General features: G+C 44.1%; 22 protein-coding genes and 2 pseudogenes. 12 read left to right on the top strand and 12 right to left on the bottom strand.

Translation table 11 applies throughout. From position 1 onward, the window contains the following. Positions 1 to 60 precede the first annotated feature (60 nt). Positions 61 to 2,061, top strand: coding sequence for a methyl-accepting chemotaxis protein (locus tag NL645_RS04320; protein ID WP_253651273.1), 2,001 nt, complete (start codon positions 61 to 63; stop codon positions 2,059 to 2,061). 300 nt (positions 2,062 to 2,361) lie between these two features. Further along, positions 2,362 to 2,841 (top strand): Dps family protein, encoded by a 480-nt coding sequence (locus NL645_RS04315; RefSeq protein WP_048625240.1) that lies wholly within the window; start codon positions 2,362 to 2,364, stop codon positions 2,839 to 2,841. A gap of 99 nt (positions 2,842 to 2,940) precedes the next feature. On the opposite strand, the gene NL645_RS04310 is transcribed toward NL645_RS04315, so the two are convergent. The 5 genes from NL645_RS04310 to NL645_RS04290 form a co-directional block, all read right to left on the bottom strand. Next, entirely contained in the window at positions 2,941 to 3,561 is a 621-nt protein-coding gene (locus NL645_RS04310) for an HAD family hydrolase (RefSeq protein WP_074189932.1), read from the bottom strand. Positions 3,562 to 3,703: 142 nt separating this feature from the next. Then, positions 3,704 to 4,780, bottom strand: coding sequence for a PQQ-dependent sugar dehydrogenase (locus NL645_RS04305; protein WP_253651272.1), 1,077 nt, complete (start codon positions 4,778 to 4,780; stop codon positions 3,704 to 3,706). Positions 4,781 to 4,918: 138 nt separating this feature from the next. Next, complete coding sequence (gene yiaY / locus NL645_RS04300; RefSeq protein ID WP_005391135.1) at positions 4,919 to 6,067, bottom strand: L-threonine dehydrogenase; 1,149 nt, start codon at positions 6,065 to 6,067, stop codon at positions 4,919 to 4,921. Between the two features lie 333 nt (positions 6,068 to 6,400). Then, complete coding sequence (elbB, locus tag NL645_RS04295; RefSeq protein WP_104972772.1) at positions 6,401 to 7,051, bottom strand: isoprenoid biosynthesis glyoxalase ElbB; 651 nt, start codon at positions 7,049 to 7,051, stop codon at positions 6,401 to 6,403. A 12-nt stretch (positions 7,052 to 7,063) separates the two neighbouring features. Continuing rightward, on the bottom strand, positions 7,064 to 7,213 hold the full coding sequence (locus tag NL645_RS04290; protein ID WP_114322900.1) for a hypothetical protein: 150 nt from the start codon (positions 7,211 to 7,213) through the stop codon (positions 7,064 to 7,066). Positions 7,214 to 7,333: 120 nt separating this feature from the next. On the opposite strand from NL645_RS04290, the gene yddG reads away from it, so the two are divergent. The 3 genes from yddG to NL645_RS04275 all read left to right on the top strand — a co-directional run bounded on the left by yddG (position 7,334) and on the right by NL645_RS04275 (position 9,697). Further along, a complete protein-coding gene (gene yddG, locus NL645_RS04285; RefSeq protein WP_253651271.1) occupies positions 7,334 to 8,236 on the top strand; it encodes an aromatic amino acid DMT transporter YddG in 903 nt (300 codons plus the stop codon). A gap of 777 nt (positions 8,237 to 9,013) precedes the next feature. Continuing rightward, the gene (locus NL645_RS04280; protein ID WP_080936685.1) at positions 9,014 to 9,343 is read left to right on the top strand and encodes a hypothetical protein; all 330 of its coding nucleotides are present in this window, start codon (positions 9,014 to 9,016) and stop codon (positions 9,341 to 9,343) included. 24 nt (positions 9,344 to 9,367) lie between these two features. Further along, positions 9,368 to 9,697, top strand: coding sequence for a hypothetical protein (locus tag NL645_RS04275; protein WP_237308981.1), 330 nt, complete (start codon positions 9,368 to 9,370; stop codon positions 9,695 to 9,697). A 112-nt stretch (positions 9,698 to 9,809) separates the two neighbouring features. Here the strand turns inward: NL645_RS04275 and NL645_RS04270 are convergent, their stop codons facing one another. Together NL645_RS04270 and NL645_RS04265 are read right to left on the bottom strand one after the other, a co-directional pair. Further along, positions 9,810 to 10,706, bottom strand: coding sequence for a cation diffusion facilitator family transporter (locus tag NL645_RS04270; RefSeq protein WP_046873689.1), 897 nt, complete (start codon positions 10,704 to 10,706; stop codon positions 9,810 to 9,812). Between the two features lie 176 nt (positions 10,707 to 10,882). Then, positions 10,883 to 11,761 (bottom strand): LysR family transcriptional regulator, encoded by an 879-nt coding sequence (locus tag NL645_RS04265; protein ID WP_006742040.1) that lies wholly within the window; start codon positions 11,759 to 11,761, stop codon positions 10,883 to 10,885. A 171-nt stretch (positions 11,762 to 11,932) separates the two neighbouring features. Here NL645_RS04265 and NL645_RS04260 point away from each other — a divergent pair, with 171 nt between their 5' ends. Beyond that, complete coding sequence (locus tag NL645_RS04260; RefSeq protein ID WP_006742039.1) at positions 11,933 to 12,508, top strand: class I SAM-dependent methyltransferase; 576 nt, start codon at positions 11,933 to 11,935, stop codon at positions 12,506 to 12,508. 155 nt (positions 12,509 to 12,663) lie between these two features. Here NL645_RS04260 and NL645_RS04255 read toward each other — a convergent pair. Continuing rightward, a pseudogene (locus tag NL645_RS04255) lies at positions 12,664 to 14,636 on the bottom strand (acetoacetate--CoA ligase). 222 nt (positions 14,637 to 14,858) lie between these two features. Here NL645_RS04255 and phhA point away from each other — a divergent pair. Both phhA and NL645_RS04245 read left to right on the top strand, forming a co-directional pair. After that, entirely contained in the window at positions 14,859 to 15,653 is a 795-nt protein-coding gene (phhA, locus tag NL645_RS04250) for a phenylalanine 4-monooxygenase (protein WP_253651270.1), read from the top strand. Further along, positions 15,643 to 15,981 (top strand): 4a-hydroxytetrahydrobiopterin dehydratase, encoded by a 339-nt coding sequence (locus tag NL645_RS04245; RefSeq protein ID WP_167427626.1) that lies wholly within the window; start codon positions 15,643 to 15,645, stop codon positions 15,979 to 15,981. Before phhA ends, NL645_RS04245 begins: the two co-directional genes overlap by 11 nt. Positions 15,982 to 16,051: 70 nt before the next feature. On the opposite strand, the gene NL645_RS04240 is transcribed toward NL645_RS04245, so the two are convergent. Then, positions 16,052 to 17,821: a choice-of-anchor I family protein gene (locus NL645_RS04240; protein WP_253651269.1), complete on the bottom strand. Its 1,770-nt coding sequence runs from the start codon at positions 17,819 to 17,821 to the stop codon at positions 16,052 to 16,054. Between the two features lie 199 nt (positions 17,822 to 18,020). Here NL645_RS04240 and NL645_RS04235 point away from each other — a divergent pair, with 199 nt between their 5' ends. Continuing rightward, positions 18,021 to 18,365 carry a HopJ type III effector protein gene (locus tag NL645_RS04235; protein WP_253651268.1) on the top strand — a complete coding sequence of 115 codons (345 nt, stop codon included), beginning with the start codon at positions 18,021 to 18,023 and terminating at the stop codon, positions 18,363 to 18,365. Positions 18,366 to 18,403: 38 nt separating this feature from the next. Here the strand turns inward: NL645_RS04235 and NL645_RS04230 are convergent, their stop codons facing one another. After that, positions 18,404 to 18,712 carry a cysteine-rich CWC family protein gene (locus NL645_RS04230; protein WP_074189939.1) on the bottom strand — a complete coding sequence of 103 codons (309 nt, stop codon included), beginning with the start codon at positions 18,710 to 18,712 and terminating at the stop codon, positions 18,404 to 18,406. 143 nt (positions 18,713 to 18,855) lie between these two features. On the opposite strand from NL645_RS04230, the gene NL645_RS04225 reads away from it, so the two are divergent. Beyond that, positions 18,856 to 19,071 carry a DUF3820 family protein gene (locus NL645_RS04225; protein WP_005375557.1) on the top strand — a complete coding sequence of 72 codons (216 nt, stop codon included), beginning with the start codon at positions 18,856 to 18,858 and terminating at the stop codon, positions 19,069 to 19,071. A gap of 40 nt (positions 19,072 to 19,111) precedes the next feature. Next, positions 19,112 to 19,357, top strand: coding sequence for a hypothetical protein (locus NL645_RS04220; RefSeq protein WP_046873683.1), 246 nt, complete (start codon positions 19,112 to 19,114; stop codon positions 19,355 to 19,357). A 111-nt stretch (positions 19,358 to 19,468) separates the two neighbouring features. On the opposite strand, the gene NL645_RS04215 is transcribed toward NL645_RS04220, so the two are convergent. After that, on the bottom strand, positions 19,469 to 19,738 hold the full coding sequence (locus NL645_RS04215) for a hypothetical protein (protein ID WP_253651267.1): 270 nt from the start codon (positions 19,736 to 19,738) through the stop codon (positions 19,469 to 19,471). Positions 19,739 to 20,509: 771 nt separating this feature from the next. Then, on the bottom strand, positions 20,510 to 22,114 hold the full coding sequence (locus NL645_RS04210) for a S8 family peptidase (RefSeq protein WP_253651266.1): 1,605 nt from the start codon (positions 22,112 to 22,114) through the stop codon (positions 20,510 to 20,512). A gap of 404 nt (positions 22,115 to 22,518) precedes the next feature. Between NL645_RS04210 and NL645_RS04205 the strand changes: the two are divergent. Continuing rightward, positions 22,519 to 22,787, top strand: a pseudogene (locus tag NL645_RS04205) (IS1-like element transposase); the annotation flags it as partial. Positions 22,788 to 22,984: the final 197 nt, after the last annotated feature.

Here is a 22,984-nt window from a genome sequence, read left to right as displayed (position 1 = left end):
CATTTAACATTTTTATAAACATCGTTATATTTAAGGCTCATCGTTGTCAGGAGTTTATGGATGAACCTTACGATATCAGGGAAGTTGCAGCTCAGTTTTGTGCTGCTAGCCGTACTTTTTATGGCATCAGCGGTATTCACGTATCGCAACGTCACCACCGTAGAGCAACACGCCTCTTCGCTACTTAAATCTGATTTACCTACCGTAGACACCAGTCGCGGTATCCAACAGTCCGTTCAAGCGTCGCTGTCTTCTATTCGAGCCTACATGTTGCTAGGTGGTAATGAAGAAGCGAGCGCACGTCTGAGTGAGGACGTGCGTAATATCATGATGTCTACTGACGAGTCGCTTCCGACTTTGCAGGCTTTGATCTCTGAACAGGATTTTCAAGCGATTCAAAGCCAGTGGGACGCGGTAAAAGTCTCTCTGAACAAGTTGATTGAGCTCAGCCACAGTGATGAGAACTTACCCGCGCACAACCTCTTTATTAACGAAGCGGCACCCATTGCAGAAGTGGCACTTGATCAGCTTCAAAGCTTAATCAATGAAGAGTCAGGAAACCCATTTGGTGGAGACAGAAAACGTCTGTTTAAAGTTTACGCCGACAGTTATACCTCGCTCGCCAATGCTCTGTCTGCTCTGCGTGATTTCCTGTTGTACGGACAGCAAGATCATCTGGACAAATACCACGACTTGATTAAGTACCACAATCAGTCTGTGGCGGAAATCGACAGTAAACTCGACAGACTCACTGATAACGATCAATCACTGTGGTCACTGTTTAAAGAAATGCAGCAACTGTACTTTCCCTTAGCAGATCAGGTCATTGCATTACGTCAGTCGCCAGAGTGGAACGAATCAAACTTGCTGATGGCGAACGAACTGTTGCCAGCAGCGGATGCCCTAGACCAAAGTTTAGAAACGATCGTATTGGCTCAACAAAGTCGTGCAGATCAAAGCGGACAGGGCATTAATCAGTCGATCAAAAACGTACTCACCACCATGCTGATTGCAGCGGCATTGGTTTTGTTTGCCGCGATAGCGATTTCAAAATACATGGGCAACACCATTGGTCGCCGAGTGAAAAACTTATCGGAGCGTGCAAAGACGATCGCTTCAGGGGACGTTTCTCAGCCTCCGCTCACTGTTGCTGGGAAAGATGAATTGGCAGACCTTACCGATTCGATTAACCGCATGAACCAATCGTTAGCGAGCATCGTGGCAGGGGTGAGCGAGAAAGCGCATCAAGTGGATACCAGCATGGGTGCTTTGTTGGAATCGGCACAAGTCACTTCATCGAATGTAGAACAGCAACAAACCAGCATTGTTGAAATGGGAAGCCAATTGGATGAAATCGCTTTAGCCGCGCGTAACACGCTAGATCAAGCCAATCAATCGGTGCAGAAGCTCTCTGATTCAAAAGGCGAGATTGAACAAGGTCGTGATGCTTTAGAGCAAAACAAAGTCACCATGGAAAGCTTACATGGCAGCATTGAAACCGCGAGTACGCAAGTGACGCAGTTAAGCAAAGAGAGCGAAGCTATTGGCCGCGTGACGGAAGTGATTGAAGGCTTGGCAGAGCAAACTAACTTACTAGCATTGAATGCCGCGATAGAAGCAGCGCGTGCGGGTGATCAAGGACGAGGCTTTGCGGTGGTGGCGGACGAAGTACGTATGTTGGCGACTCGCACCACTCAATCGACGACAGAAATCAACGGCATCATTAATGCGATTCAACGCTCGACCAATTCGGTGGTTGAGGAGATTGAACACAGTCAATCGCTTGCTGAGCAGGGCGCGGAGCACATTGAAAAAGCGGTAACTCGTTTGCTTATCACTACTGAGCAAATTGGCTCTTTGAATGAACAAATGGCAGAACTTGCGGCAGCGGCAGAGCAGCAATCTCATGCGACCAATTCGATCACTGGATTGATGTCCGATATAACTCAATCAGTGGATGAGGTTTCGAATAACAGCCAACGTGCATCAGAGACATCATTGCAAGTAAAAGAGCAAGTTACCGAGCTGAATCAACAGATGGCAACTTTTAAAACGGCGTAGATAAGGTTTACGTCTGTTCATCGACTTTTGCTCGTTAACCAAATAGTAAAAAAGCCCCAATCCTTTTTACACAAAAAGGGTTGGGGCTTTTTGTTGGATGATACGCCGATATTTGTCTACTTGCTCATTGGATTTAGCTATTTAAATCATAGCTAAAACCAAATTTTCTTCACCGAGCCGGAGTCGTAATATGACTCCATCGGCAGCAAATACTGCAAAAGAATTTTTAAACTTTATACCGATCTGAGTAAGAGAATCGTTCGTTACTACGATTGGTATCATCCTTCTAGGAGTAAGATTATGAACAAACAAGTAAGCCTAATTGGTCTAGACAGCGAACAATCAGCACAACTAGCTCAACAGCTAAATCAACTACTAGCGCATTACCAAGTGTTGTACATGAACTCACGCGGTTACCACTGGAACATCAAAGGTCAGCAATTCTTCGAACTGCACGTAAAATTTGAAGAGATCTATACGGATCTACAAACCAAAATCGATGAGCTTGCAGAGCGTATTCTTACCTTGGGTCATACACCAGCGCACGCATTCAGCCACTACTTGGAAGCAAGTGAAATTAAAGAACATCAAAACGCGACTTCTGGTAAGGAGTGTGTACAAGGTCTGGTTCAAGGCTTTAGCGTTCTACTTCTAAAACAGCGTGAGATTCTACAAAACGCGGGTGAAGCAGGCGACGAAGGTACCGCGGCATTGATGGGTGACTACATCCGTGAGCAAGAAAAATTAATGTGGATGCTTAACGCTTACCTACAAGGCTAAGCGACGCATCACCCGAGCACTCACTTGGGGGCGCATAAATAAATCGGGAATAAGTCAAAGGAGCACGCGAGTGCTCCTTTTGTTTATGAAAGTGCCTAGTTAGTCGTGAATGTGCTTAAAAGACTGAAAATGTTCGAGTAAATCGGTCAGTTCTGTTACAGCAAGAGAGGCGGAGTCGTGGAATTGTGCAGTCGTATTGTGGTGAACAAGGCAGGATGGCATTTGGGCGTTGTATGCGGCTTGTAGGTCATAAAGGAAATCGCCCACATAAAGTACTTCATCTGGCATTAATCGCCACTCTTTGGCTAGGACTTGGAGCGATAAAGGATCAGGTTTTGCTGGGTAGCATTCACGAGTGAGGACATGTTCAACATTAATTCGGTTATGTTCCAACTTACGCTGCGTAGCGATCAAGCAGTTGCGCGTTACTATCGCGGTTTTAACTTTATGCTGATGTAAGTATGCCAAAAGCTCGTGGCAACCCAGCATCGGAGATGATTGCTCAGCATCAGAAATTTCATGATCAAAGATAACATTATGGGCATGCTCTCTCTGATGTGGATGGTCAAGCTTATCAACAAAATCCAATAAATCTTCGTTTTGTGGACAGCCTAGTTGCTGACGAAGATCTTTGAAGTTCATATCGGAGCTAACGAGTGTATTGTCTAAGTCGAAAATAACGGCTTTGACTCTTTCAAGTTTTAATGGAAAAGGAACCATGATGACCTCGTACGACTTAAACCAAGCTATCTTTCTAAAAACAAAAGGTTACTGTTAATTTTAGATTCAAACGTTTTCCTTGTACGAAAATAAATCACTGATACGTCACAAATTAAATAGTCTCAATGATGTTGGAGTTTGATTACTTCTCTTCAAGACGGAAAATTTTGCCTGTATCTGTTGAAAAATAGACATAGCCATCCGGACTGATGGTGATATCCCTGACTCGTTCGCCGAGGTCTTCCATCAATCGCGCTGATTCTTTTAGTTTGCCATTTTGAATGGATACCACGTTAATGTGAGTTAGTTTTAGTGCTCCCGCTAAAACTTTTCCATTTAACTCAGAGTATTTATCGCCACGATATACCACCATATTGCTTGGCGCGATAGACGGAATATAAACCAACTTTGGGTCTTCCATATTCGGTAAGCTTTTCGCTTCTCCAACGTCTAACGGTCCCCAATACTCTTTACCCTGAGAGACTTTTGCCCAGCCGTAGTTTGCACCTTTCCTAATCAGGTTGATTTCATCACCACCACGAGGGCCATGCTCAATCGACCAAAGTAGTTTTGTTGCTTCGTCGTAAAACATGCCTTGTGGGTTACGGTGCCCGTAACTCCATATTTCAGGGCGAGCCTCAGAAGTCTTGAATGGATTATCTTGTGGTACCGAGCCATCAAGGTTGAGGCGAAGAATAGTGCCTGCATGGGTTTGAGTGTCTTGCCCATTATCACGTTCGCCACGGTCCCCAATTGAGAAGTAAACCTTGTCATCGACAAACGCAATACGGCTGCCGTAATGACGGCTGGTGTCTGTGATTGCGTCGGCGACAAAGACGTCTTTCCAATCCACAAGTTGATTGTTTTTCAATTGTGCGGTCGCTAAGGCCACAGTATTTCCTTTATCGGTACGTTTGCTGTAAGTAAAGAAAAGTTGTGGATTTTGTGGAGCGGTATTCGGCACTAGAGCTACATCTAATAAACCAGCTTGCCCACTGGTGTTCACATTCGGTACTTTGAAGAGGGTTTGCTGTTTTCCCGAAGCAATATTAAGTAATGAAACGGTGCCGTTTTTTTCATTCACGATCATTTGTTGCTTATCGAGAAATTCAATTCCCCATGGGATTTGAAACCCATTGGCAACCTCATTGGCACGATATTCCGCAGCATCAATAGAAAAAGCTAGGCAAGCGAGTAGGGTCGCAGTGAGCGTTCTCATGGTTCCTTCCAATATGAGTCCAAGATACTTAAAAACTAACACTAAAAGAGGACGTTTGGCAGGGTATGCGAACATAAAAAATCCCCAATACGAGATCGGGGATTGAATTAAGACTAGAGAATTGTTTACTTAGCGAGCCTACATCGCTTCTTCGAAGATCTTAGAGATCTCTTCGTGCGTTGCTTGTTTCGGGTTAGTGAAACCACAAGCGTCTTTTAGCGCGTTGTCCGCTAGGGTTGGGATGTCTTCTAGCTTCGCACCAAGCTCTTTAATGCCTGATGGGATGCCGACATCTTTAGCAAGCTCAACGATAGCATCAATGGCCGCCGCAGCACCTTGCTCTGCTGACATACCTTCAACATCAACACCCATTGCTTTAGCAACGTCACGTAAACGCTCTGGACATACTTGCGCATTGTAACGTTGTACGTGAGGTAGAAGAATCGCGTTACATACACCGTGTGGCAGGTCGTAGAAGCCGCCTAGTTGGTGCGCCATTGCGTGAACGTAACCAAGAGATGCGTTGTTGAATGCCATACCTGCCATGAACTGTGCGTATGCCATTTGCTCACGAGCTTCAAGGTTTTCACCGTTTTTCACTGCTGTGCGAAGGTGGGCTTGAATCAGTTCAATTGCTTTGATTGCTACCGCGTCAGTGATTGGTGTCGCAGCGATAGATACGTAAGCTTCAATCGCGTGTGTTAGCGCATCCATACCTGTTGCGGCAGTAAGAGACGCAGGTTTAGCAAGCATCAATTCAGGATCATTCACTGACATCAATGGTGTTGTGTGTTTGTCCACAATCGCCATCTTAATGTGGCGCTCTTCATCTGTGATGATGCAGAAACGCGTCATTTCAGAAGCAGTACCAGCCGTTGTGTTGATTGATACGAGAGGCAGCATTGGTTTTGCGGATTGGTCAACGCCTTCGTAATCGCCGATCTTGCCGCCGTTTGACGCCACTAAAGCGATACCTTTTGCACAATCGTGCGGTGAGCCGCCTCCGAGTGAGATAACGAAGTCACATTCGTTTTCTTTTAGTAAAGCTAAGCCATCATTAACGTTGGTGATAGTAGGGTTTGGTTGAGTGCCATCGTACACAACGGTTGCTACGTCGCGTTCAGTGAGAAGGTCTTGAACTTGTTTGACTACACCGATTTGGTTAAGGATCTTATCCGTAACGATCAAACCTTTTTTAAAGCCTTGAGATTGGATGCTGTCTGCTGCGTCTTTTAAACAACCAGCGCCCATTAGGTTTACCGTAGGGATAAAAAATGCACTTGTCATATTGGATAGCTCCGTCGTTATTTTTAATAATCTTTCTTAATTTGCCATTTACTGTCGCACACTCGTTTCCAGATTGAAGTTGATCTGAAGCAAGTTTACCTATTTAGAGGTATTTGCAAGAGAAAAACTGTGACAGTGATCTTGTTGCACAGCGTATAGGTGCAACACAGATATAAAGTAGAACAAATATGAAATCAGTGACGCAATCGATTGGCAAAAATTGATATCTAATACGGATATATCTCTAAATTAGACTAAAGTATAAAAAATCCCCATTAATAACTTAACTATCAATGGGGATGGGAGGTGGGTTTATAAGTTATCTATCAATAATTAGGCAATTTCAATCAGCTTTGATACTAACTTTTCGATACCTGATGCCGCTTGAGAGATATTCTCTGCCAACATATAAGCTGGGGTTGATAGAACGAGGTGTGTTTCATCAAAAACGATATCCTCGACAGAGCAAGTGATGTGCTCGCCGCCCATTTGATTAAATGCTATCGAGATCGCTTCATCGTTGCCTACGGTTCCTTTCACGCCATGCTCATAAATCATCGGAATAATGACAGGTGAAATACACAGATAACCTGCTGGCTTTTTCGCATGAGCGAATGCGCGACATGCTTGAGCTACGTGTGTATTAATCGAGCACTCAGCCCCTGATACTGCGAAGTCAGTGAGATTTTTAGCGGCACCAAAACCGCCAGGTAATAGTAGGGCATCAAACTCATCTGGGTTTAATCTTGCAACATCATCAATATTGCCACGTGCAAGGCGTGCAGATTCCACCAACACATTTCGTGTTTCGTCCATCTCTTCGCCAGTTAGATGATTAATCACGTGTAATTGATCGATGTTAGGAGCAAAGCAATGCCATGATGCACCTTCTTTTTCAATGGCATGGAGTGCTAATACGGCTTCATGTAGTTCTGTGCCATCGTAAACACCTGAACCACTGAAGATAACTGCGACTTTTTTCATTTGAGAATTCCTTTAGTCTGAGGTTTCCGTTTGTTGCTCTGTTTCTTTTAGATGTTGTGTGCTCGAATCAGTTTCGGCGATTTCTCTATCGTCGTCTTCTTCATCATAGTAGCGCACAACAAAAGGTGTAAGCATAACACTCGAGGGCAGAAAATGTTTCATATCGACTCCAACTGCGTAATGGTGTGATTTTTATACTGATTTTTATAAAACAGTACGTTGAACCTGATCATTTTTGAGTTAAGCTGATGTTTCCTTTGGCATTCGTGAGTGGTAGGTCACATGAAATCAGTGCAATTTCGTTTCACACTTTATGGTTGTATTGCCATCTTCTCTTGGAGTTGCTTACTTGGCATTGCCAGGTTGGTTACCGAGAGCCTAGGTCCCGTGGGCGGGGCGGCCATGTTGTACTCTCTCAGTTCTATTTTCCTTCTTATCGTAGTTGGCATTCCGAAGTTATCGTACTTTTCTCCAAAGTATCTCGTGCTTGGTGGCGCGATGTTCGTTTGTTATGAAATATTTCTCGCTTTATCCCTGGGATATTCCAATTCGCGTGCGCAGGCTATTGAGGTGTCGATTGTTAATTACCTTTGGCCAGCACTCACCGTTTTGTTTGCTGTTTTAGGCAGTAACAAAAAAACAAACTGGCTGCTTTATCCAGCGGTTGCGCTGGCGTTTATCGGAGTCGCGTGGACGGTGAGTGGTGAGAATGGCTTATCCGTTACTCAGATTATGTCCAATGTCAGTAGTAACCCTTTGGTGTACTTTATGGCTTTTGCAGGAGCAGTTATATGGGCTTTTTATTGTAATTTAACCCAAAGGCAGCAATCCAAACATAACGCGATTACGTTGTTTTTCATTGCTACTGCTGTTTCGTTATGGGTGAAATATGCGTTTGCTGATGAGCCAGAGATGACTTTTTCATGGGAAGCAATGGGCTACCTTTTTGCTTCTGCGGCGTTGATGGCTGGTGGTTATGGTTTGTGGAACATCGCGATTGTTGGTGGAAACATGGTCTTTCTCGCGACACTTTCTTACTTTACGCCCATTTTCTCTGCGCTGTTTTCGTCGCTTATCCTTGGTGTGACGTTGAGCCCGAGCTTTTGGCAGGGGGTTGTGATGGTTACGGTGGGCTCTTTGCTTTGTTGGGTAGTCACCAAGGAGAAGCGTGAAGCTGCAGGTTAAACCAAAATTATCTGAGTGATTAATGCTCTTACTGCTCTTGAAGGCTTTGATAGATGCCTCCCGGCTGGACTGATTGAACCTTCATGTTGTTATCAGACGGGCATCCAGCCATTTTCCTAAAGTAAGCATCAGTTACCAAGGTGAGATAGCTGTCTTAGGGGAAGTCGCATCTGCAACTGAAAACGCTCCGGCCGTTCTGAGGTGTAACTGATTTATGATGTTAGGTTAGCAAAAAATTAGGCACAAAAAATCCACCGCTCTGGTGGTTTAACACTGCTAACTATTACCACGGTTATCAAACCCATACTTAATTGGATCTAACTTTTCGATTAGCTCTACTACTTTAATGAAATCAGTGGGTTTTGCTGGTGGGGTGCTAACTCCCGCTATCTTTTTGCTCATGCCGTGAAACTTTTTGAAAATATTTCATACAGCCAGTATTGCCTACGAGAAGCGGGAGTCAGTTTTTATTATTGTTAGCGTTGTTTCGGATGGGTGGCATTCCTACAACGGCCAACTGACGGAGCGGGATTTTTCACAATTTCGGCTTTTAAAACAGTGATTCAGTTCAAGATTTTTTCACCTCATTGAATCCAGATTATCAAAAAATAATACCGACTTACTCCCCTTAAAACGCAACTAAAATTGCTATTCCCGAGGATCATTATTTTCTATTGCGACCAATTGCAAATAGTGACGAACTGCAAGGATTGGATATGCAATTGTGTGGACAATCGCAGTCCTTAAAGTTTTGATGCAACAACGCAAGAGGTGGATATGTTTGGCTTCTTCAAAAGAAAAGCTTTAAAGAATATAGCGACGAATCTATATCAAGAATTGGTACGTGGACGCATACATGAGGGAACGCATTACGGACTCAGCGCAGATGATATATCAGAAAAGACAGGACTCAACTTGTTCTCATCGCGCAGCCTCATTCATCGGCTTGTCGCAAGCGGATTGGTCGAAGAATATGATTTTTTGGATGTGGTTTGCTATCGAGCTGTTAATGTCCCGATTTATTTAGATGAAACATCTTCTCCAAACAGCATTTTACAATACGTAAAACGAGCAATTGCCCGAGTAGACTTCAAAGGTCTAACTTAATCCGAATACTAGATAAGGTTATACATGCTTGGCTTATTAGACACAAAGACTTTGAAGAACACGACGATCGCTCTATATCACGAATTGGTTCGTGGCCGGATATACGAGGGTAAGCACTTTGGGCTCAATGCAGATGATATTTCCAAGAAAACGGGGTTAAATATTCACTCTGCAACGGCTCTCATTCATCGGCTTATCGATAACGAGTTAGTTGAAAAGTATGGTTTTAAGAATGATGTAAGTTATCGAGCTGCCAACATTCCAATCCACCTAGAACAAGCTTCGGCTCCAATCCAAATTTTCCAATACGTAAATCGCGTAATTGGCCGAGTAGACTTCAAAGGTATAGTTTAATCCAGATATAAAAAAACCGTCGTAATCGGCGGTTTTTTCATTTTAGTAAAGACTGAACATTCAATTTAGGTGCTTTTGAGATAGAAACATACTTGGTTTTTTCTTTCGTGTTCTAACAGTTTGCGACGTTTAAATGGAGTTGCAGTTTAAATCTGTGCTTCGACAGACGTTTTGTTAACTGAGTACGAGTTTGTTCCAACTTATCCAATGCAATGGTGTCGTCATCGACGTGCAAATCGATGTTAATGCGAAGCTCTTGGCCCACTTTAGTGATACCTGCTAACTTTAGCTGGTGGTCAGATGTTTTTTCTATCTCTAGTACATCATTGCCAACGACCTGACATAGCTCTTTGCTTGGTGTCATCATTAGTAGCTCACGTAGTGCACCAACCAACATATCAAAAGGAACTTTCAGAAAGTAGAAGCCCATTAGCACCATCATCATAGGATCGGCATAAACCGCATATTCAGCGAATGGCGTTAGTGATACAGCCCAAGCAGCAACAAATCCTACCGTCACTGCCACACTTAATAGCGTATCCATCTGCCACTGTTTTTTCTCTGCTTCAATCAAGCCTGATGAGAAGCGACGGCTGCGTTTAGCCATAAACCACCAAGCGTAACCACAACCGATGACGTTTACGATGCCGAATAGAGTGGCAATAGAAGCATCGACTTCACGGCCTCCGGACATCAATGCTGAAATTGCAGAGTAAAGAGAAAAGCTTACAACCACTAAAATAACAGCCGCTTTTATCGCAATAACGATTGGCTCTAAGACCGCTTTTCCAAATGGGAATACAGATTTTGAGGGCTTGTTAATATAGTAGGAAGCGGCCAGTGACAATAAAGTTAACAGTAAGCTGACCAAAGAGTAAACACCGTCAAAAACGATGACAATTGATCCTACAAGCAAGCCAAGTACCATACCACCAGCAGCGAACCCAGATGCTAAAAGGGCTGAAATGGTTAGAATACGGTTTTCGTTTTTGCTTGTCCTGTCACACATAAAAGATGCCTTTAAATTTTAATACCTTACTATTCTTCTCGCATAAGGTAATTTAGGCAACCACTAAGTGAGCAGGTTCTAATCTAAAAAGTTGCGTTTTTGTTTATACTCTTATAAAACAATGACTTGCTGCATGATCTTGGTGCCAATAAAATTGGCGCTCACTGATAAAATGTTTAGAAGTCAAATAAATACTCGCTCAATTTATCCGCTAACCATGTCATTGCTGGGTGCTCAGTTTGACCGTTAGGTGAAAACATACAGTAGTCTTCTTGTGTCAATCCGTATGTATGCTTGATAACGGCGAGCTTTTGCTGGCGAAGGTAATGGCGGATTAATGGTTCTGGCAGTACACCCCAAGCGTCTTCTTCTAAGATGGTGTTGAGCATGTAGTCAAAACTCGAAAAGCCAATGTATCGAGTCGAGAAAGGCTGCAGTTCAGGGTTGTCTTTCTCATTTAGGTAAACCATCAACGCTTGCATCTGGCTGCGCAGATCTTCGTCTGAGACTCGGCGCATCTTACTTAGGCGGTGTTCTGCACTGCATACAGACATCATACGTATCTTGCCTAGCGGGTTATATACGATACGAGGATCGTCGACGCGCTCATAATCAACGCCGAAAGCAAAATCCACTTGGTGGGTACTGACTAAGTTGGCCAAGTCGCCACTGGATGCCAGGATTAAGTTGAAGGTTGTGGAAGGGAAGCGGTTATTCAATGTATGCGAAAGCTCTTGCCAGAGATCATCAGGTAAGGAGTCGTCACGTGCAACCCAAACTTCCGCGTTAAAACCTTCCGAGATTTGAGCACAGGTTTTTCTTATCCGCTGTGCGATGATAAGTAGGTGTTCGCAATCTTTGTAAATGGCTTTCCCAGCTTCAGAGAGAGTGAGCTGGTTGCCAGTTCGGGTAAACAACTCAACGTTGAGATCTTTCTCTAAAGCCTTAATCGACATACTGAGTTTGGTGCGATTACAATCGAGTTGCCTTGCTGCTTCAGAAACAGAACCACACTCAGCGATGGTGCAGAAGGCTTCTACTTGAGTTAAGTTCATGATTTGACACAACCAATAAATGAATTCAAATAATTTGGGTATTATGCAGATATGCTCCCAAAGCCGTGAAAGATTATCGAAAAAAACGCGAATCCGCCAGATAAGTCTATGGTCTTTTAACGGTTTTGCGGTAATCTATGTGGGTTACAAAAAGTGAACATGGAGGCCACGATGGCACAAGATTGGGACGGCTTAGCAAAAAACTGGGAATCAAATCCAGCAACAGAGCAATTTGCGCAGTCGGTGTTTGAGCAGTTACAACAGCTAACTCAGCTTGATGGCATTAAAGTACTAGATTTTGGATGCGGAACAGGGCAGTTAAGTCAACGATTGTCACCGATGGTTAAAGACATCGTAGCATTAGACGCATCGGAAGCCATGATTGAAGAACTCGATAAAAAAGAGCTTGCCAATGTAGAACCTGTCGTAGATGCATTGTCTCGCGGCTTGGTCGCTCAGCATCCAGCGTTTCGTGGACAGTTTGACCTAGTAGTTGCATCGTCAGTTTTAGCGTTTGTGGAAGACTTAGATGCGTCATTAAAAATCTCGCATTCTTTACTTAACCACGGCGGTTACTTTGTTCATTTTGATTGGATTGCAGAATCTGAACAAGACGGTTTTACCCTTGCGAAGTCTAAACGTGCTTTGAAAGATGCAGGTTTTACTGAGGTTGAATCGCAACACGTTTTTGACATTACATCTGACGGTAAAACGATGTCGGTATTAATGGGGCTTGGTCGCCGTTAAGACTGAATAAAGAACACTACATGATAAAAGCGAGCTACCTAGCTCGCTTTTTTCTTATCGGTTGAGGGGATGTAACTAAGTTAATCTCACTTGTTCTTCAACCTGTCGCCGCGGGTGTACGCAAAGTGGTTCTCTAACAACCAAGTGTTCTGAGGTTATTTTTGGGCGATTATCCTGCGTATCTCCTCCAACACTTCAGGATTGGCTATTGCGCCTAAATTTTCTACGCTCCGATTGTTAACGACTTGCTTAACGGCTAACTCAACCAGTTTTCCGGAACGGGTCTTAGGAATATCGCTTATTGCGTAAATCGCACTAGGTACATGTCTTGGAGAACATGCAGATTTTAGCTGTGCTTTGATGGAGGCGATCATCTCGTCGTTGAGCTCTACCCCTTTCATTAATTGGACAAACAGCCATATTTGTTCGTTGCGATCGACTTCTTTTCCTACTGCGATGGAATCTAGAATACCGTCTATACTGTTCACTTGCTGATAGATTTCGGCCGTGCCGATTCTTACGCCACCGGGATTCAACGTGGTATCACTTCGACCATAAAACACGTATCCACCAACGCTGGTTTGTTCAACATCGTCGCCGTGGTGCCAAATATTGTCGAACTTATCCCAATAAGCACGATGATATCTCTCCCCGGTGTCGTTCCAAAAGCCAGCGGGGAAGTTGGGCAATGCATTGGCACAAACCAACTCACCGCGCTCTCCGATTGCGCTATTACCCTGCGGGTTAAAGACTCTGACATCGACCCCTAATCCCGCTGATTGGCACTCTCCTCGATAAACGGGAGAAATAGGGTTGCCTAACACAAAGCAGCCACAAATGTCTGTCCCGCCTGAGATCGATGCGAGGTGGACATCTTCTTTAATGTGCTGATAGACATAATCAAACTGTTCTGGATACAGAACTGAGCCCGTTGAGCAAATGGTTTCAGACTTGGAAATGCATCACTTTTCGGCGGAGAAAAAGAAACTTTTTCCAATGCCTCTAGGTATTTCGCCGAAGTTCCAAACAGCGTCACTTCGGCTTGTTCAGTGAGGTCCCAAAGCACGTTATGAGTCGGATAAACAGGGCTACCATCAAAAATTACTAAACATGCGCCGCTCGCGAGTGAAGATACGTGCCAGTTCCACATCATCCAGCCACAGGTCGTGTAATAAAACACTCTGTCGTTCGGTTGGATGTCGCAATGCAGTTGATGCTCTTTCAAATGGTTAAGCACTGTTCCGCCGACGGAATGAACGATGCATTTCGGTTTGCCTGTCGTGCCTGAAGAATAGAGCACAAATAGCGGATCGTTAAAATTAACACGAGTAAAAGTCAGCGCTTCGGGTGTGTATTGATTCAGGACGTTTTGCCAATCTTGAGTGCAGACGTCGCATTCAAAAATGTGTGGTTTCAGGTAGCTAATTTGGCAAACCTGTTTAAGACCATCAAGATGATCCGCAATGTGCTGGTTTTTCTCAGACATATCGAAAGTTTTGCCATTGAATGTATAGCCATCACAAGTAAACAGGATTTTAGGTTTCACTTGACCAAAGCGCTCCAAAACGCTTTCAACGCCAAAATCAGGTGAGGTAGAAGTCCAGGTTGCCCCTAAACTGGTGGTTGCTAACATGGCTATCACCGTTTGAGGTAAGTGAGGCAAATAGCCAGCGACGACATCACCTTGCTTGATTCCACATTCTTTCAACCATTGCTGGACACTCGAAACTTCTTCACACAATTGTTTCCATGTGTAGGTTTGCTTTTCTTCACGTTCATTTTCAAACCAAATCGCGAGATCATCGGGTTGGTGACACGCGTAGGTTAGCAAGTTTTCTGCGTAGTTAATTTGTGCGTTTGGGAACCATTTTATGTCTCTATTTTCGACGGGTTGCTGCCAGCGACTTTCTGCTTGCTCCTTTACGGTCTCTCCTTGAGTACCAATGACGTCGCAGAATAACCAGACTTCTTGCCAAAATTTTTCCACATGATCGAGCGACCATTGATGCAGATCGGCGAAGTTTCCAATGGTATTTCCTTGTCGATTAATGTGTTCAATAAACTGTGTGATGTTGGCTTCTTCGATACGACTTTCGCTCGGTTGCCATACTTTGCTGCTCTCGCGCATAGGTCCCTCTATAACAAAGTGGTAACAGATTTTAGTTTGAGAGGAATACACGATAAAGTCAAACAAGCTAGATATTATATCGTGTCATAAAAATCATGCAGTTACGATGTGTTGTAAACAATATGTTACATCAAATCGATACTGAGAAAATCGTGTAGGGATTGGAAGCTCTCAAGACTGAAGATAGGCTTAATGTAAAGGAATTGTTAATGGAGATGTGCCATGACTCAGTATCGTTCTAAACCCGTAAACCAGGAAGGCAGGGTTGAATGGAGCCGTGAAGAAGACGCCATTTGGCGAGATTTGGTAACACGACAAATGGGTGTGATCCAAAACAGAGCTTGTAAGGCTTATTTACACGGTTTAACGCTGCTTGATTTACCTCAAGACCGCGTTCCTCAATTGCCAGAAATTAATCGTGTCTTGATGGAGACAACAGGTTGGCAAGTGGAGCCCGTTCCTGCGCTTATTGACTTCGACCGTTTTTTTAATCTGCTCGGTAATAAGCGCTTTCCCGTCGCCACCTTCTTGCGTACCAGAAAAGAGTTCGATTACTTGCAAGAGCCGGATTTCTTCCACGAAATATTTGGTCATTGCGCGATGTTAACCAACCCAGATTTTGCTGCATTTACCGAGCATTATGGTCAACTAGGGCAAGCCGCTACACCAAAACAAAGAGCCTATCTCGCTCGTCTCTACTGGTTTACCGTAGAGTTTGGCTTGGTGAAAGAAGGGGACAAAACCAAAATTTACGGTGGTGGTATTCTCTCATCTCCTGGCGAAACCCTCTATGCATTAGAGAGTGATGTAGCAATTCGCGATCCATTTGAATTACAAACTGTGCTGAGAACTCCTTATCGTATCGACATCATGCAACCGAAATACTACGTGATTGATGACTTTTCTCAGCTCTTTAAAATCAGTCAGTTAAATTTATTGAAACAAGCCGATCTAGCGATTGAAGCTGGACTGCTTCCTCCACTTTTTGAACCAAAGGAACCTGCTCATGTTGAATGAACAAAAATGCGAAGCTTGTAGTATCGATGCCATTGCACTAAGCAAAGAAGAACAACAATCTCTGCTGCTGCAATTGTCTGATTGGCAGATCATTGAAAGAGAAGATATACCTCAACTAGAAAAGGCGTATAAATTCAAAAACTTCAAACAAGCATGGGCCTTCAGCAATAAAATCGCGGAACTGGCAGAAGATGAATTCCATCATCCTTCTATTTTGTTGGAGTGGGGTAAGGTCACCGTAACTTGGTGGAGTCACTCGATCAAAGGTCTGCATAAGAACGATTTTATCTGCGCATCAAAATGTGACGCGCTAGCATCGGCAGAGTAGGACATTACCTCATACAAAAAACGCCCGGCTTACGTCGGGCGTTTTGGTTCTAAATGACTTTTACATTACTTTATAGATTGATTCGGAAGACGGATGTCGTGCCAGATACCTCATTGCCAACAGCGATAAAATGACCACCACTACGGGTAAAGTAATTGATGGATTCTGGGCCTAAATCGCCTGCTTTTGGATTGTATGTGCCGTTCGCGCATTCACCATCTTCGACTTCTGTACACACTGGCTGATTGTAATCACGACGGTTTACGTAATGTAGGAACTGCGCTTGTTTCGGATCGGTAATGTCATAAATCATGATACCGCCTTGACGCTCCAAGCCGATAAACGCGTAATGACGACCGTTAATTTGTGCTACTTCAATCGCCTCTGGCTCAATGCCTTTATCATCACTTCGGTCATCGCCACTGTGATTGTTATCGTTGGTACTGTTGAAGTTTTTACCTTCATTCAGCAGCGCGATGGTCGCGAAATCGTCACCACTATCGAACACCAACTTGCCGTTTTCATCCCAAATCGAGAATGAACGTGCGCCAAATGCTTGAACCTTATCTTGTGCAGAAAGCGTTTGTGCCGGCTTAATCACTTTTAAACGCGCGAGTTGTTTGTTGTCTTTTAGTGCCTCTGCCAATGGGTGTTCTGCTGCTACTTTCAGCTTCTTACCGCGCACTTCATCAATATGGCTTAAACAGCTCCCTTGCTCAGATGTGTATTCATCTGTACCAAGGTAATCGTCTTCATCCCACATAAAGCCAGCTTTGTCGCACAGTTCTTGAGTGGTTTTGAATCCGTACTCGCGCCCGTCGCCTTCATTTGCGGATACGATGTAAGTACTCCCATTCACTGAGTAGCTGTCGATGGTGTCAGGCATAAATAAGCCAACCAGTTGTGGGTAGCTTTTCAAGTTTCCAATAATTTTGTCTTTGTTAGATGCATCGAGTTTAGCGTCCGACCAAGACTTCTCACCTAAGCCAACAATTTTTTCTACCGATTTGCTCACTGGATTGACGATTGCCATGGCGTTATTTTCTTGTAGCGCGACATAGATTTTACCGTTATCTGCAAAAGTGAGGTATTCAGGCTCTAGATCTTGAGCGATAGTGGCGTTTGGCCCCGAAATACGCACATTCATTGGGAGCTCTGCTTTTCGTGAACCATCAAACTCATTAAAGCCAATTTGTGTCACTTCTGCTTGAGTAACGCCAAGGTTCAGATCGATCAAAGTGACGCTACCTTCAGGATCGATGCTGTAATCGCTGTTTGGTTCGCCCTCATTAGCGGTTGCGATGTATCGGCCATCTTTCGAGAAGCCCACCATGTCTGGCAATGCGCCTGTTGGGAACGTCGTGACTAATGACAAATCGTCGGAGCGGTACAAACCAACAATACCATTCGCTTGTTTATTACTGTTTTCAATCGCAACCGCGACCAAACCATTGAATACAGCGACACTGTTTGCAGCGCCAATTTCAACGCCAGCTGCTTCGCCAGCGCTGTTGAGATCAATGAATGCGGTTTGCGTTGGTACGCCGTTGTCATCCATAGAAAGTACATCGACACGTTTTGCTTCAGCATTGATCACATAGAGCTTATCCGTACAGGCGTCATAACTGACGATTTCAGCTGCCGATGTGTCGAATGGGGCATCAGCAACGAATGTCCCGATAAACGTTAACCCTTGAATTGAAGTTTCCCCAGCAACGGGCGTAGTGGTGGGTTTGCATTGTGTAGCGAATGAAGCCACGGTATCTTCGGGTTGTGATGAACACGCGATGGCAAGTGATGACAATGCGAGTGCACCGATTGCCTTTAAAGGGGTGATCATGATATCTCCTTATCAATCCGATACGTTGTCAATCAGCATGGGGTTTATGCTTCTGTCCATTTCCGCAATTGGAATGATGGAACGCTGAATGACGTGTGATTTGGTAAGGCTCTGAATATATGTATGATTGATGACTCTTATATTGGCTTTTTATGAAACTAATGTGTCATCAAAATGATGAAGTAGGGATAGAGGAATAATGGAATTAAAATCGTTTTTAGATTTGTTGGCAGCTTCACCAGAGCAGGTCGAATTTGAAGCAACGATGGCGGTGATCGAAGAAAACTATACGTTTGAGCCAACCGCTTTTGTTAATGGTGAGACGCAAAACAACGCGGGTGAGAACAACGGTTCGTGTAAGATCTTCGCTTTCGGCTTGCTAAATAACCTAGACAAAGAAGCGACGCTAGCCTGCTTTGGCCGTTTTTATCGTGAAGATGTATTGCAGCATCCAGAGAATAACGATCACCAGAATATTCGTAATTTTATGGTAACAGGGTGGGATGGTATTAAGTTTGAAGCCCCCGCTTTAACCGCTAAATAAACACCAGTCAGAAAACGCAGAACAGTAAGCCAGTCGTATTATGCGACTGGCTTTTTTTCTAGACATTTTCGGCACAAACACAACTGGTTGGCGCTTGGCTTGGGTAAATCACGGGTTTCAATAGTAAAGCACCAACAGGTTTCTTTGCCTGCGACGATATCACAATGGGCTTGAGTCCCGCACTCAGGACAATTGTGCGTTGAATCTTTCCCTGCGATTTGTTCGATAATCGTATCTCGTTGGAGATCGGTTTTGTCTTTCCATTGGATGATTTCATCCATCGTTCGGTGACAACCAGAGCATATTCCGGCGTTATTTTTACATGCTGCTCGACAAGGTGACTTCATTGCTTTCTCGTTCTCATTTTTTATGCCGCGTACTCTAGCACAAAGCGAGTCAAAGCCGCCAAAATAAACGTGAGTGCGATTTGCTGGTGAGGAGAGGGCGGCAGTGATATTCTTGGACGAGTTACCTCAAATCTTTGTCACTTATGTTAGAAAAAGAAAACCTCATTAAACTCGCTAGAATGCAAATGCCATTTGGGAAATACGCAGGGCGAGTGTTAATCGACCTACCTGAAGAATACTTACTGTGGTTCGATAAAAAGGGCTGGCCAAGCGGCGAGCTAGGGGATTTGCTCAAGCTGTGTTTAGCGCTCAAAATTGAAGGCTTAGATAGTGTCGTGAAGCCTTTGAAGCGTATGTAACCTGCCACAGAAACTCCCACTTTTAATGAAAAGACTTATTATGAATTTTGATATCGATGCACTGAAACACCACCAATTGGTCGAAGATGGTAAATTAGAGGGATGTTACATTCATCAGCCAGCTCAAGGTAGCCAGCAAGATGACAAAGCTGTTTTGGCAGAGCGCCAAGCGTTGGAAAAAATGGGGTATAAGGTAATACAGGTTAAAGCTAAAGGCGGGACAACAACGTTTGCCGAGGCGATGCAAAAGCTTGCGAAGGAAACTGGTCACCTGCCTAAGGAGTAAGTGAGTGTAACCTGCCACAGCCTCCCTAGTGCTTCCACGATACTATGTATTTTCATTCAAAAGAGCCAGACCGTTAGGCTGACTCTTTTTTGCTCCAAACCCGTTGAGAGCTTAAACATTGATCGTATCAATAAAGTAGAGAAACCAGTTAGTTGCATAAATAACGAGAAGGACTAGAAGACCTAAAAGGAATGGGAAGGTTAGCATCATTGCGAACTTTTTCTTGAAGCTTGGTTTATCGAATACCACGCCTTCGGCTTCCCTTACTCTTCGCTCTTCATCAAAATGCCATTTAATAGCTAAGTAAGCTCCAATACCTAATACAATAAGCTTAAAAGCTCCAGCAAAGTACGGAAAGAAGTTAGCCCAACTGTCGTTCATTATCCATCTCTCTCAAATTAAATATGGGCTTTACGGTAGCAGAATCCAAGGTTTATGTTTAGTGCTCTCCCAAAGTCAGGTGCCCTGACTGGCACAAGCCTACTGATACTGCTAACTGTCCACAACTCTCTTTGCAATATCCTTGGTTATTAATGATTTAATAGAAAAGGACTCGAACATTTATATCCAGAGGCGTGTCGGTATGGTTTGTAACGTTTTTGCCCCATTCCAATTTAGCTCGTTTGAGCGTCTCTTTGCCTAATAGTTCCCATTTATAATGATCTTGCCGTGGTTCAAGGCCCATTTCATCCAATGTTACTGTTGCCAGCCCATCAACATGTACAGTATAGGGTCTGAGTTTTGAGTGGATATAATCTTCTCGGATTAGCCACCATATCGTTCACGATGACCAACAGCCAAGGTCAGGTCACGCGTTTGTCTCACAGCCCAAAAGTGCAAGTGAGAACTGCGGTCACAGTAAAGAATTTGTTTTGTATCATCTTGGGTTTGCCATCATGCCAAGATTTATGATGGAGAAAGAGCTAGCTCGAGGAGATTAAGTTCGCCACCCTATTTGATGTGCACGACTTTGAGAACCCGACTTATGCGGTGTACTAATAGAAAGCTTCGATGCCGCTTCGAGTTGAGTTCTTGAAGAAAAAGGCCGGTGCGTTTGAATAGCATCGAACGCCACCTATTAAACTCAGTATTCCCGAAAGCAAAGCCCACCGAAAAGCGGGCTTTGTTCTCTTTTAGTAACGAGAGTAACAACTAGTAGTTAGCTTGAATGCTGACACCGCTATAGTTTGAGTAACCTTGAATCATGACGTGATAACGTCCACTTTGTGTCGCGCTGACCGTACATGTTTCATTGTTACCGTATTTGAAAGGTCGGCAGTCCCATGCGTTCAGTGCTGGTTTTGCACCAAAACGGAGATACAGGTCCGCATCACCGCTGCCACCATACATTTGTACGGTTAAGCGCTGCCCAGCTTCTACATCAACATAGTAATACGCTACTTGACCGCTTGAGCCACTTAAACCGCTCACTGGCACGCCCGAGGTTAACTTGCCCTCTGGGTCTGGTGTTGGATCTGGGCCACCACAGTCTTGGCCACAATCAGCATCCGTTAAGCTATAAAGCAGCTTGTTCACGCTGCCTCTTGTATCCGTCACCTTTCCGGTACTTGCGCGGCTCACGATCAAGGCCTCTACTTGGCTTGGAGATAACGAACTGTTTTCTTGAAGATACAGTGCTGCTACACCCGCTACATGTGGCGTCGCCATCGATGTACCACTAATGGTTTTGTAACCACCGTCATACCACGCAGATTTGATTTGTGAGCCTGGCGCAAATACATCCACACAACTGCCCCAGTTTGAAAAACTCGAACGTGCATCCGTGCTGGTGGTCGAGCCGACAGTGACACCAGTAGCAACGCGCGCCGGGGAGTAATTACACGCATCGGCGTTGGAGTTACCTGCTGCAAGCATAAAGCTGACACCTGATTGAACCGCACTTTGCACCGCACTATCGAGAGCGACAGATTGACCGCCACCCAAACTCATATTGGCGACTGAAGGTCCGGAAGCGTTCGCTGCCACCCAGTCCACACCGGCGATAACACCAGACGTAGAACCCGATCCGCTACAGCTCAACACTCTCACGCCGACAAGGTTGACGTTTTTCGCAACACCATACAAGCTGCCGCCGATGGTGCCCGCAACGTGTGTACCGTGTCCATTACAGTCACTTGCATCTGCATCGTTATCGACAAAGTCATACCCTGAGACCGAGCGACCACCGAACTCAACATGCGCGTTGTTCACACCAGTATCGATAACATAAGCCGTTACCCCAGTCCCATCAAAGTTGGCACTGTAGTTGTTATCGAGTGGTAAGTTACGTTGGTCGATTCGGTCTAGTCCCCAAATGGCGTTGGTTTGATTTGCGTCTGCCGAGACTATTGGGTCAAGCGATAGGATTCTGTCCTGCTCAATGTAATCCACACGAGGATCAGAACGCAGATCTTTCAGTTGCTCAGGACTCAAGTTAGCGACAAATCCGCTGATCGAGTGGTCAAAAACCGACTCCACTTGTATCGAATACAAACCAGACATGCGGTCTACAGACTGCTGCGTGAATTGCTCGAATTCCGTTGAGTTGCTCGCCATCATTTGCGGTTGTTGAAATACCACTATGTAGCGATCTGCAATGGCGATGTCGTCCGGTGCAAGCATCAAAGTGGCAGGCAATGTGTCGGGAGCTTGTTGTAACTCTGCACTGTCCGCAATCTCATTAGATTGCGAAAAAGCGATAGAAGAATGAAAACAGAGTGCCGAGGTGATACAACAACTTAGTAGTTTCTTTAACATAAAATGTTCCTTGAAATCATAGTCTTGTTGATTTTTACCTAGTACCAAACTGTCAACACGAAAACACAGACAATCAGCGTAGTACGCTCAATACGTGCTGCAGTGACGTTACACAAATCAAACTAGACAATGACCAACCATATGCATAATTGATAATAATTCACATACTCAGAAACATGATCAATAACCAAGCTTTATTGAAATTGAAATGCAAAAATTCATTTAGACTTAGAGCAAAATCCCTAAAATAGAATAATTCTACACACCTGACTTATTGCCTGTTATGTGCACTATTCTTACCGATAATTTACGCAATAAAAACCTAACTATTCTTTCATTGGTCATGACTCAAATCGGTTGATAGATGTTAATATAGCCACCTGATTTCTGATGTTTTTTAACTCATGGCTACTATCCAAGTTCAATGTCGTTTCTGTAATAAAACAGAGCCCGTCCGTGAACATGGAAAAGGGCATTCTGTCTTTCCTCGTTTCAGGTGTATCGAGTGTCGAAAGGGCTTTCAACTCGATTAAGTTTACGAAGTCCGCAAGCCAGATGTAAAAGAAAAAATTGTCGATATGTTAATGAATAGCTCTGGAGTTTGGGAAACAGCACAAGTGTTGAATGTCGCATACAACGCGGTATTGAGCACTTTAAAAAAATCTCGCCAAGGTAAGTAACCTCAATACCTTTCGATAGAGCAAATATAAGACTAATTTGTAAACTTGAAAGGCTAGCTGCATTGGTTAAGGAATATGAGGAAAACACTTCCCCATTTAAGAACTGCAACACACCTTTGCCCCAAAATGAGTTGCAACAAGTGTCAAAGAGAATTATTTACAGGGTCACTAGATATCACACATTTTTTGA

This window comes from Vibrio sp. Y51_MX_L26 (genome assembly GCF_024181935.1).
Classification (GTDB): domain Bacteria; phylum Pseudomonadota; class Gammaproteobacteria; order Enterobacterales; family Vibrionaceae; genus Vibrio; species Vibrio diabolicus.
The sequence above is the reverse complement of the archived record's forward strand: the minus strand, read 5'-3'. Positions and strand labels throughout refer to the sequence as shown.

What these genes read in the sequence shown, in the direction of transcription:
- NL645_RS04270 (WP_046873689.1), bottom strand. Translation starts at nt 10,706, where the DNA reads ATGTGTGACAGGACAAGCAAAAACGAAAACCGTATTCTAACCATTTCA.
- yiaY (WP_005391135.1), bottom strand. Translation starts at nt 6,067, where the DNA reads ATGACAAGTGCATTTTTTATCCCTACGGTAAACCTAATGGGCGCTGGT.
- NL645_RS04280 (WP_080936685.1), top strand. Translation starts at nt 9,014, where the DNA reads ATGTTTGGCTTCTTCAAAAGAAAAGCTTTAAAGAATATAGCGACGAAT.
- NL645_RS04245 (WP_167427626.1), top strand. Translation starts at nt 15,643, where the DNA reads ATGTTGAATGAACAAAAATGCGAAGCTTGTAGTATCGATGCCATTGCA.
- NL645_RS04235 (WP_253651268.1), top strand. Translation starts at nt 18,021, where the DNA reads ATGGAATTAAAATCGTTTTTAGATTTGTTGGCAGCTTCACCAGAGCAG.
- NL645_RS04215 (WP_253651267.1), bottom strand. Translation starts at nt 19,738, where the DNA reads ATGAACGACAGTTGGGCTAACTTCTTTCCGTACTTTGCTGGAGCTTTT.
- NL645_RS04260 (WP_006742039.1), top strand. Translation starts at nt 11,933, where the DNA reads ATGGCACAAGATTGGGACGGCTTAGCAAAAAACTGGGAATCAAATCCA.
- NL645_RS04240 (WP_253651269.1), bottom strand. Translation starts at nt 17,821, where the DNA reads ATGATCACCCCTTTAAAGGCAATCGGTGCACTCGCATTGTCATCACTT.
- NL645_RS04220 (WP_046873683.1), top strand. Translation starts at nt 19,112, where the DNA reads ATGAATTTTGATATCGATGCACTGAAACACCACCAATTGGTCGAAGAT.
- NL645_RS04210 (WP_253651266.1), bottom strand. Translation starts at nt 22,114, where the DNA reads ATGTTAAAGAAACTACTAAGTTGTTGTATCACCTCGGCACTCTGTTTT.
- NL645_RS04265 (WP_006742040.1), bottom strand. Translation starts at nt 11,761, where the DNA reads ATGAACTTAACTCAAGTAGAAGCCTTCTGCACCATCGCTGAGTGTGGT.
- phhA (WP_253651270.1), top strand. Translation starts at nt 14,859, where the DNA reads ATGACTCAGTATCGTTCTAAACCCGTAAACCAGGAAGGCAGGGTTGAA.
- NL645_RS04305 (WP_253651272.1), bottom strand. Translation starts at nt 4,780, where the DNA reads ATGAGAACGCTCACTGCGACCCTACTCGCTTGCCTAGCTTTTTCTATT.
- NL645_RS04310 (WP_074189932.1), bottom strand. Translation starts at nt 3,561, where the DNA reads ATGGTTCCTTTTCCATTAAAACTTGAAAGAGTCAAAGCCGTTATTTTC.
- NL645_RS04225 (WP_005375557.1), top strand. Translation starts at nt 18,856, where the DNA reads ATGTTAGAAAAAGAAAACCTCATTAAACTCGCTAGAATGCAAATGCCA.
- NL645_RS04230 (WP_074189939.1), bottom strand. Translation starts at nt 18,712, where the DNA reads ATGAAGTCACCTTGTCGAGCAGCATGTAAAAATAACGCCGGAATATGC.
- NL645_RS04290 (WP_114322900.1), bottom strand. Translation starts at nt 7,213, where the DNA reads ATGAAACATTTTCTGCCCTCGAGTGTTATGCTTACACCTTTTGTTGTG.
- NL645_RS04320 (WP_253651273.1), top strand. Translation starts at nt 61, where the DNA reads ATGAACCTTACGATATCAGGGAAGTTGCAGCTCAGTTTTGTGCTGCTA.
- yddG (WP_253651271.1), top strand. Translation starts at nt 7,334, where the DNA reads ATGAAATCAGTGCAATTTCGTTTCACACTTTATGGTTGTATTGCCATC.
- NL645_RS04315 (WP_048625240.1), top strand. Translation starts at nt 2,362, where the DNA reads ATGAACAAACAAGTAAGCCTAATTGGTCTAGACAGCGAACAATCAGCA.
- elbB (WP_104972772.1), bottom strand. Translation starts at nt 7,051, where the DNA reads ATGAAAAAAGTCGCAGTTATCTTCAGTGGTTCAGGTGTTTACGATGGC.
- NL645_RS04275 (WP_237308981.1), top strand. Translation starts at nt 9,368, where the DNA reads ATGCTTGGCTTATTAGACACAAAGACTTTGAAGAACACGACGATCGCT.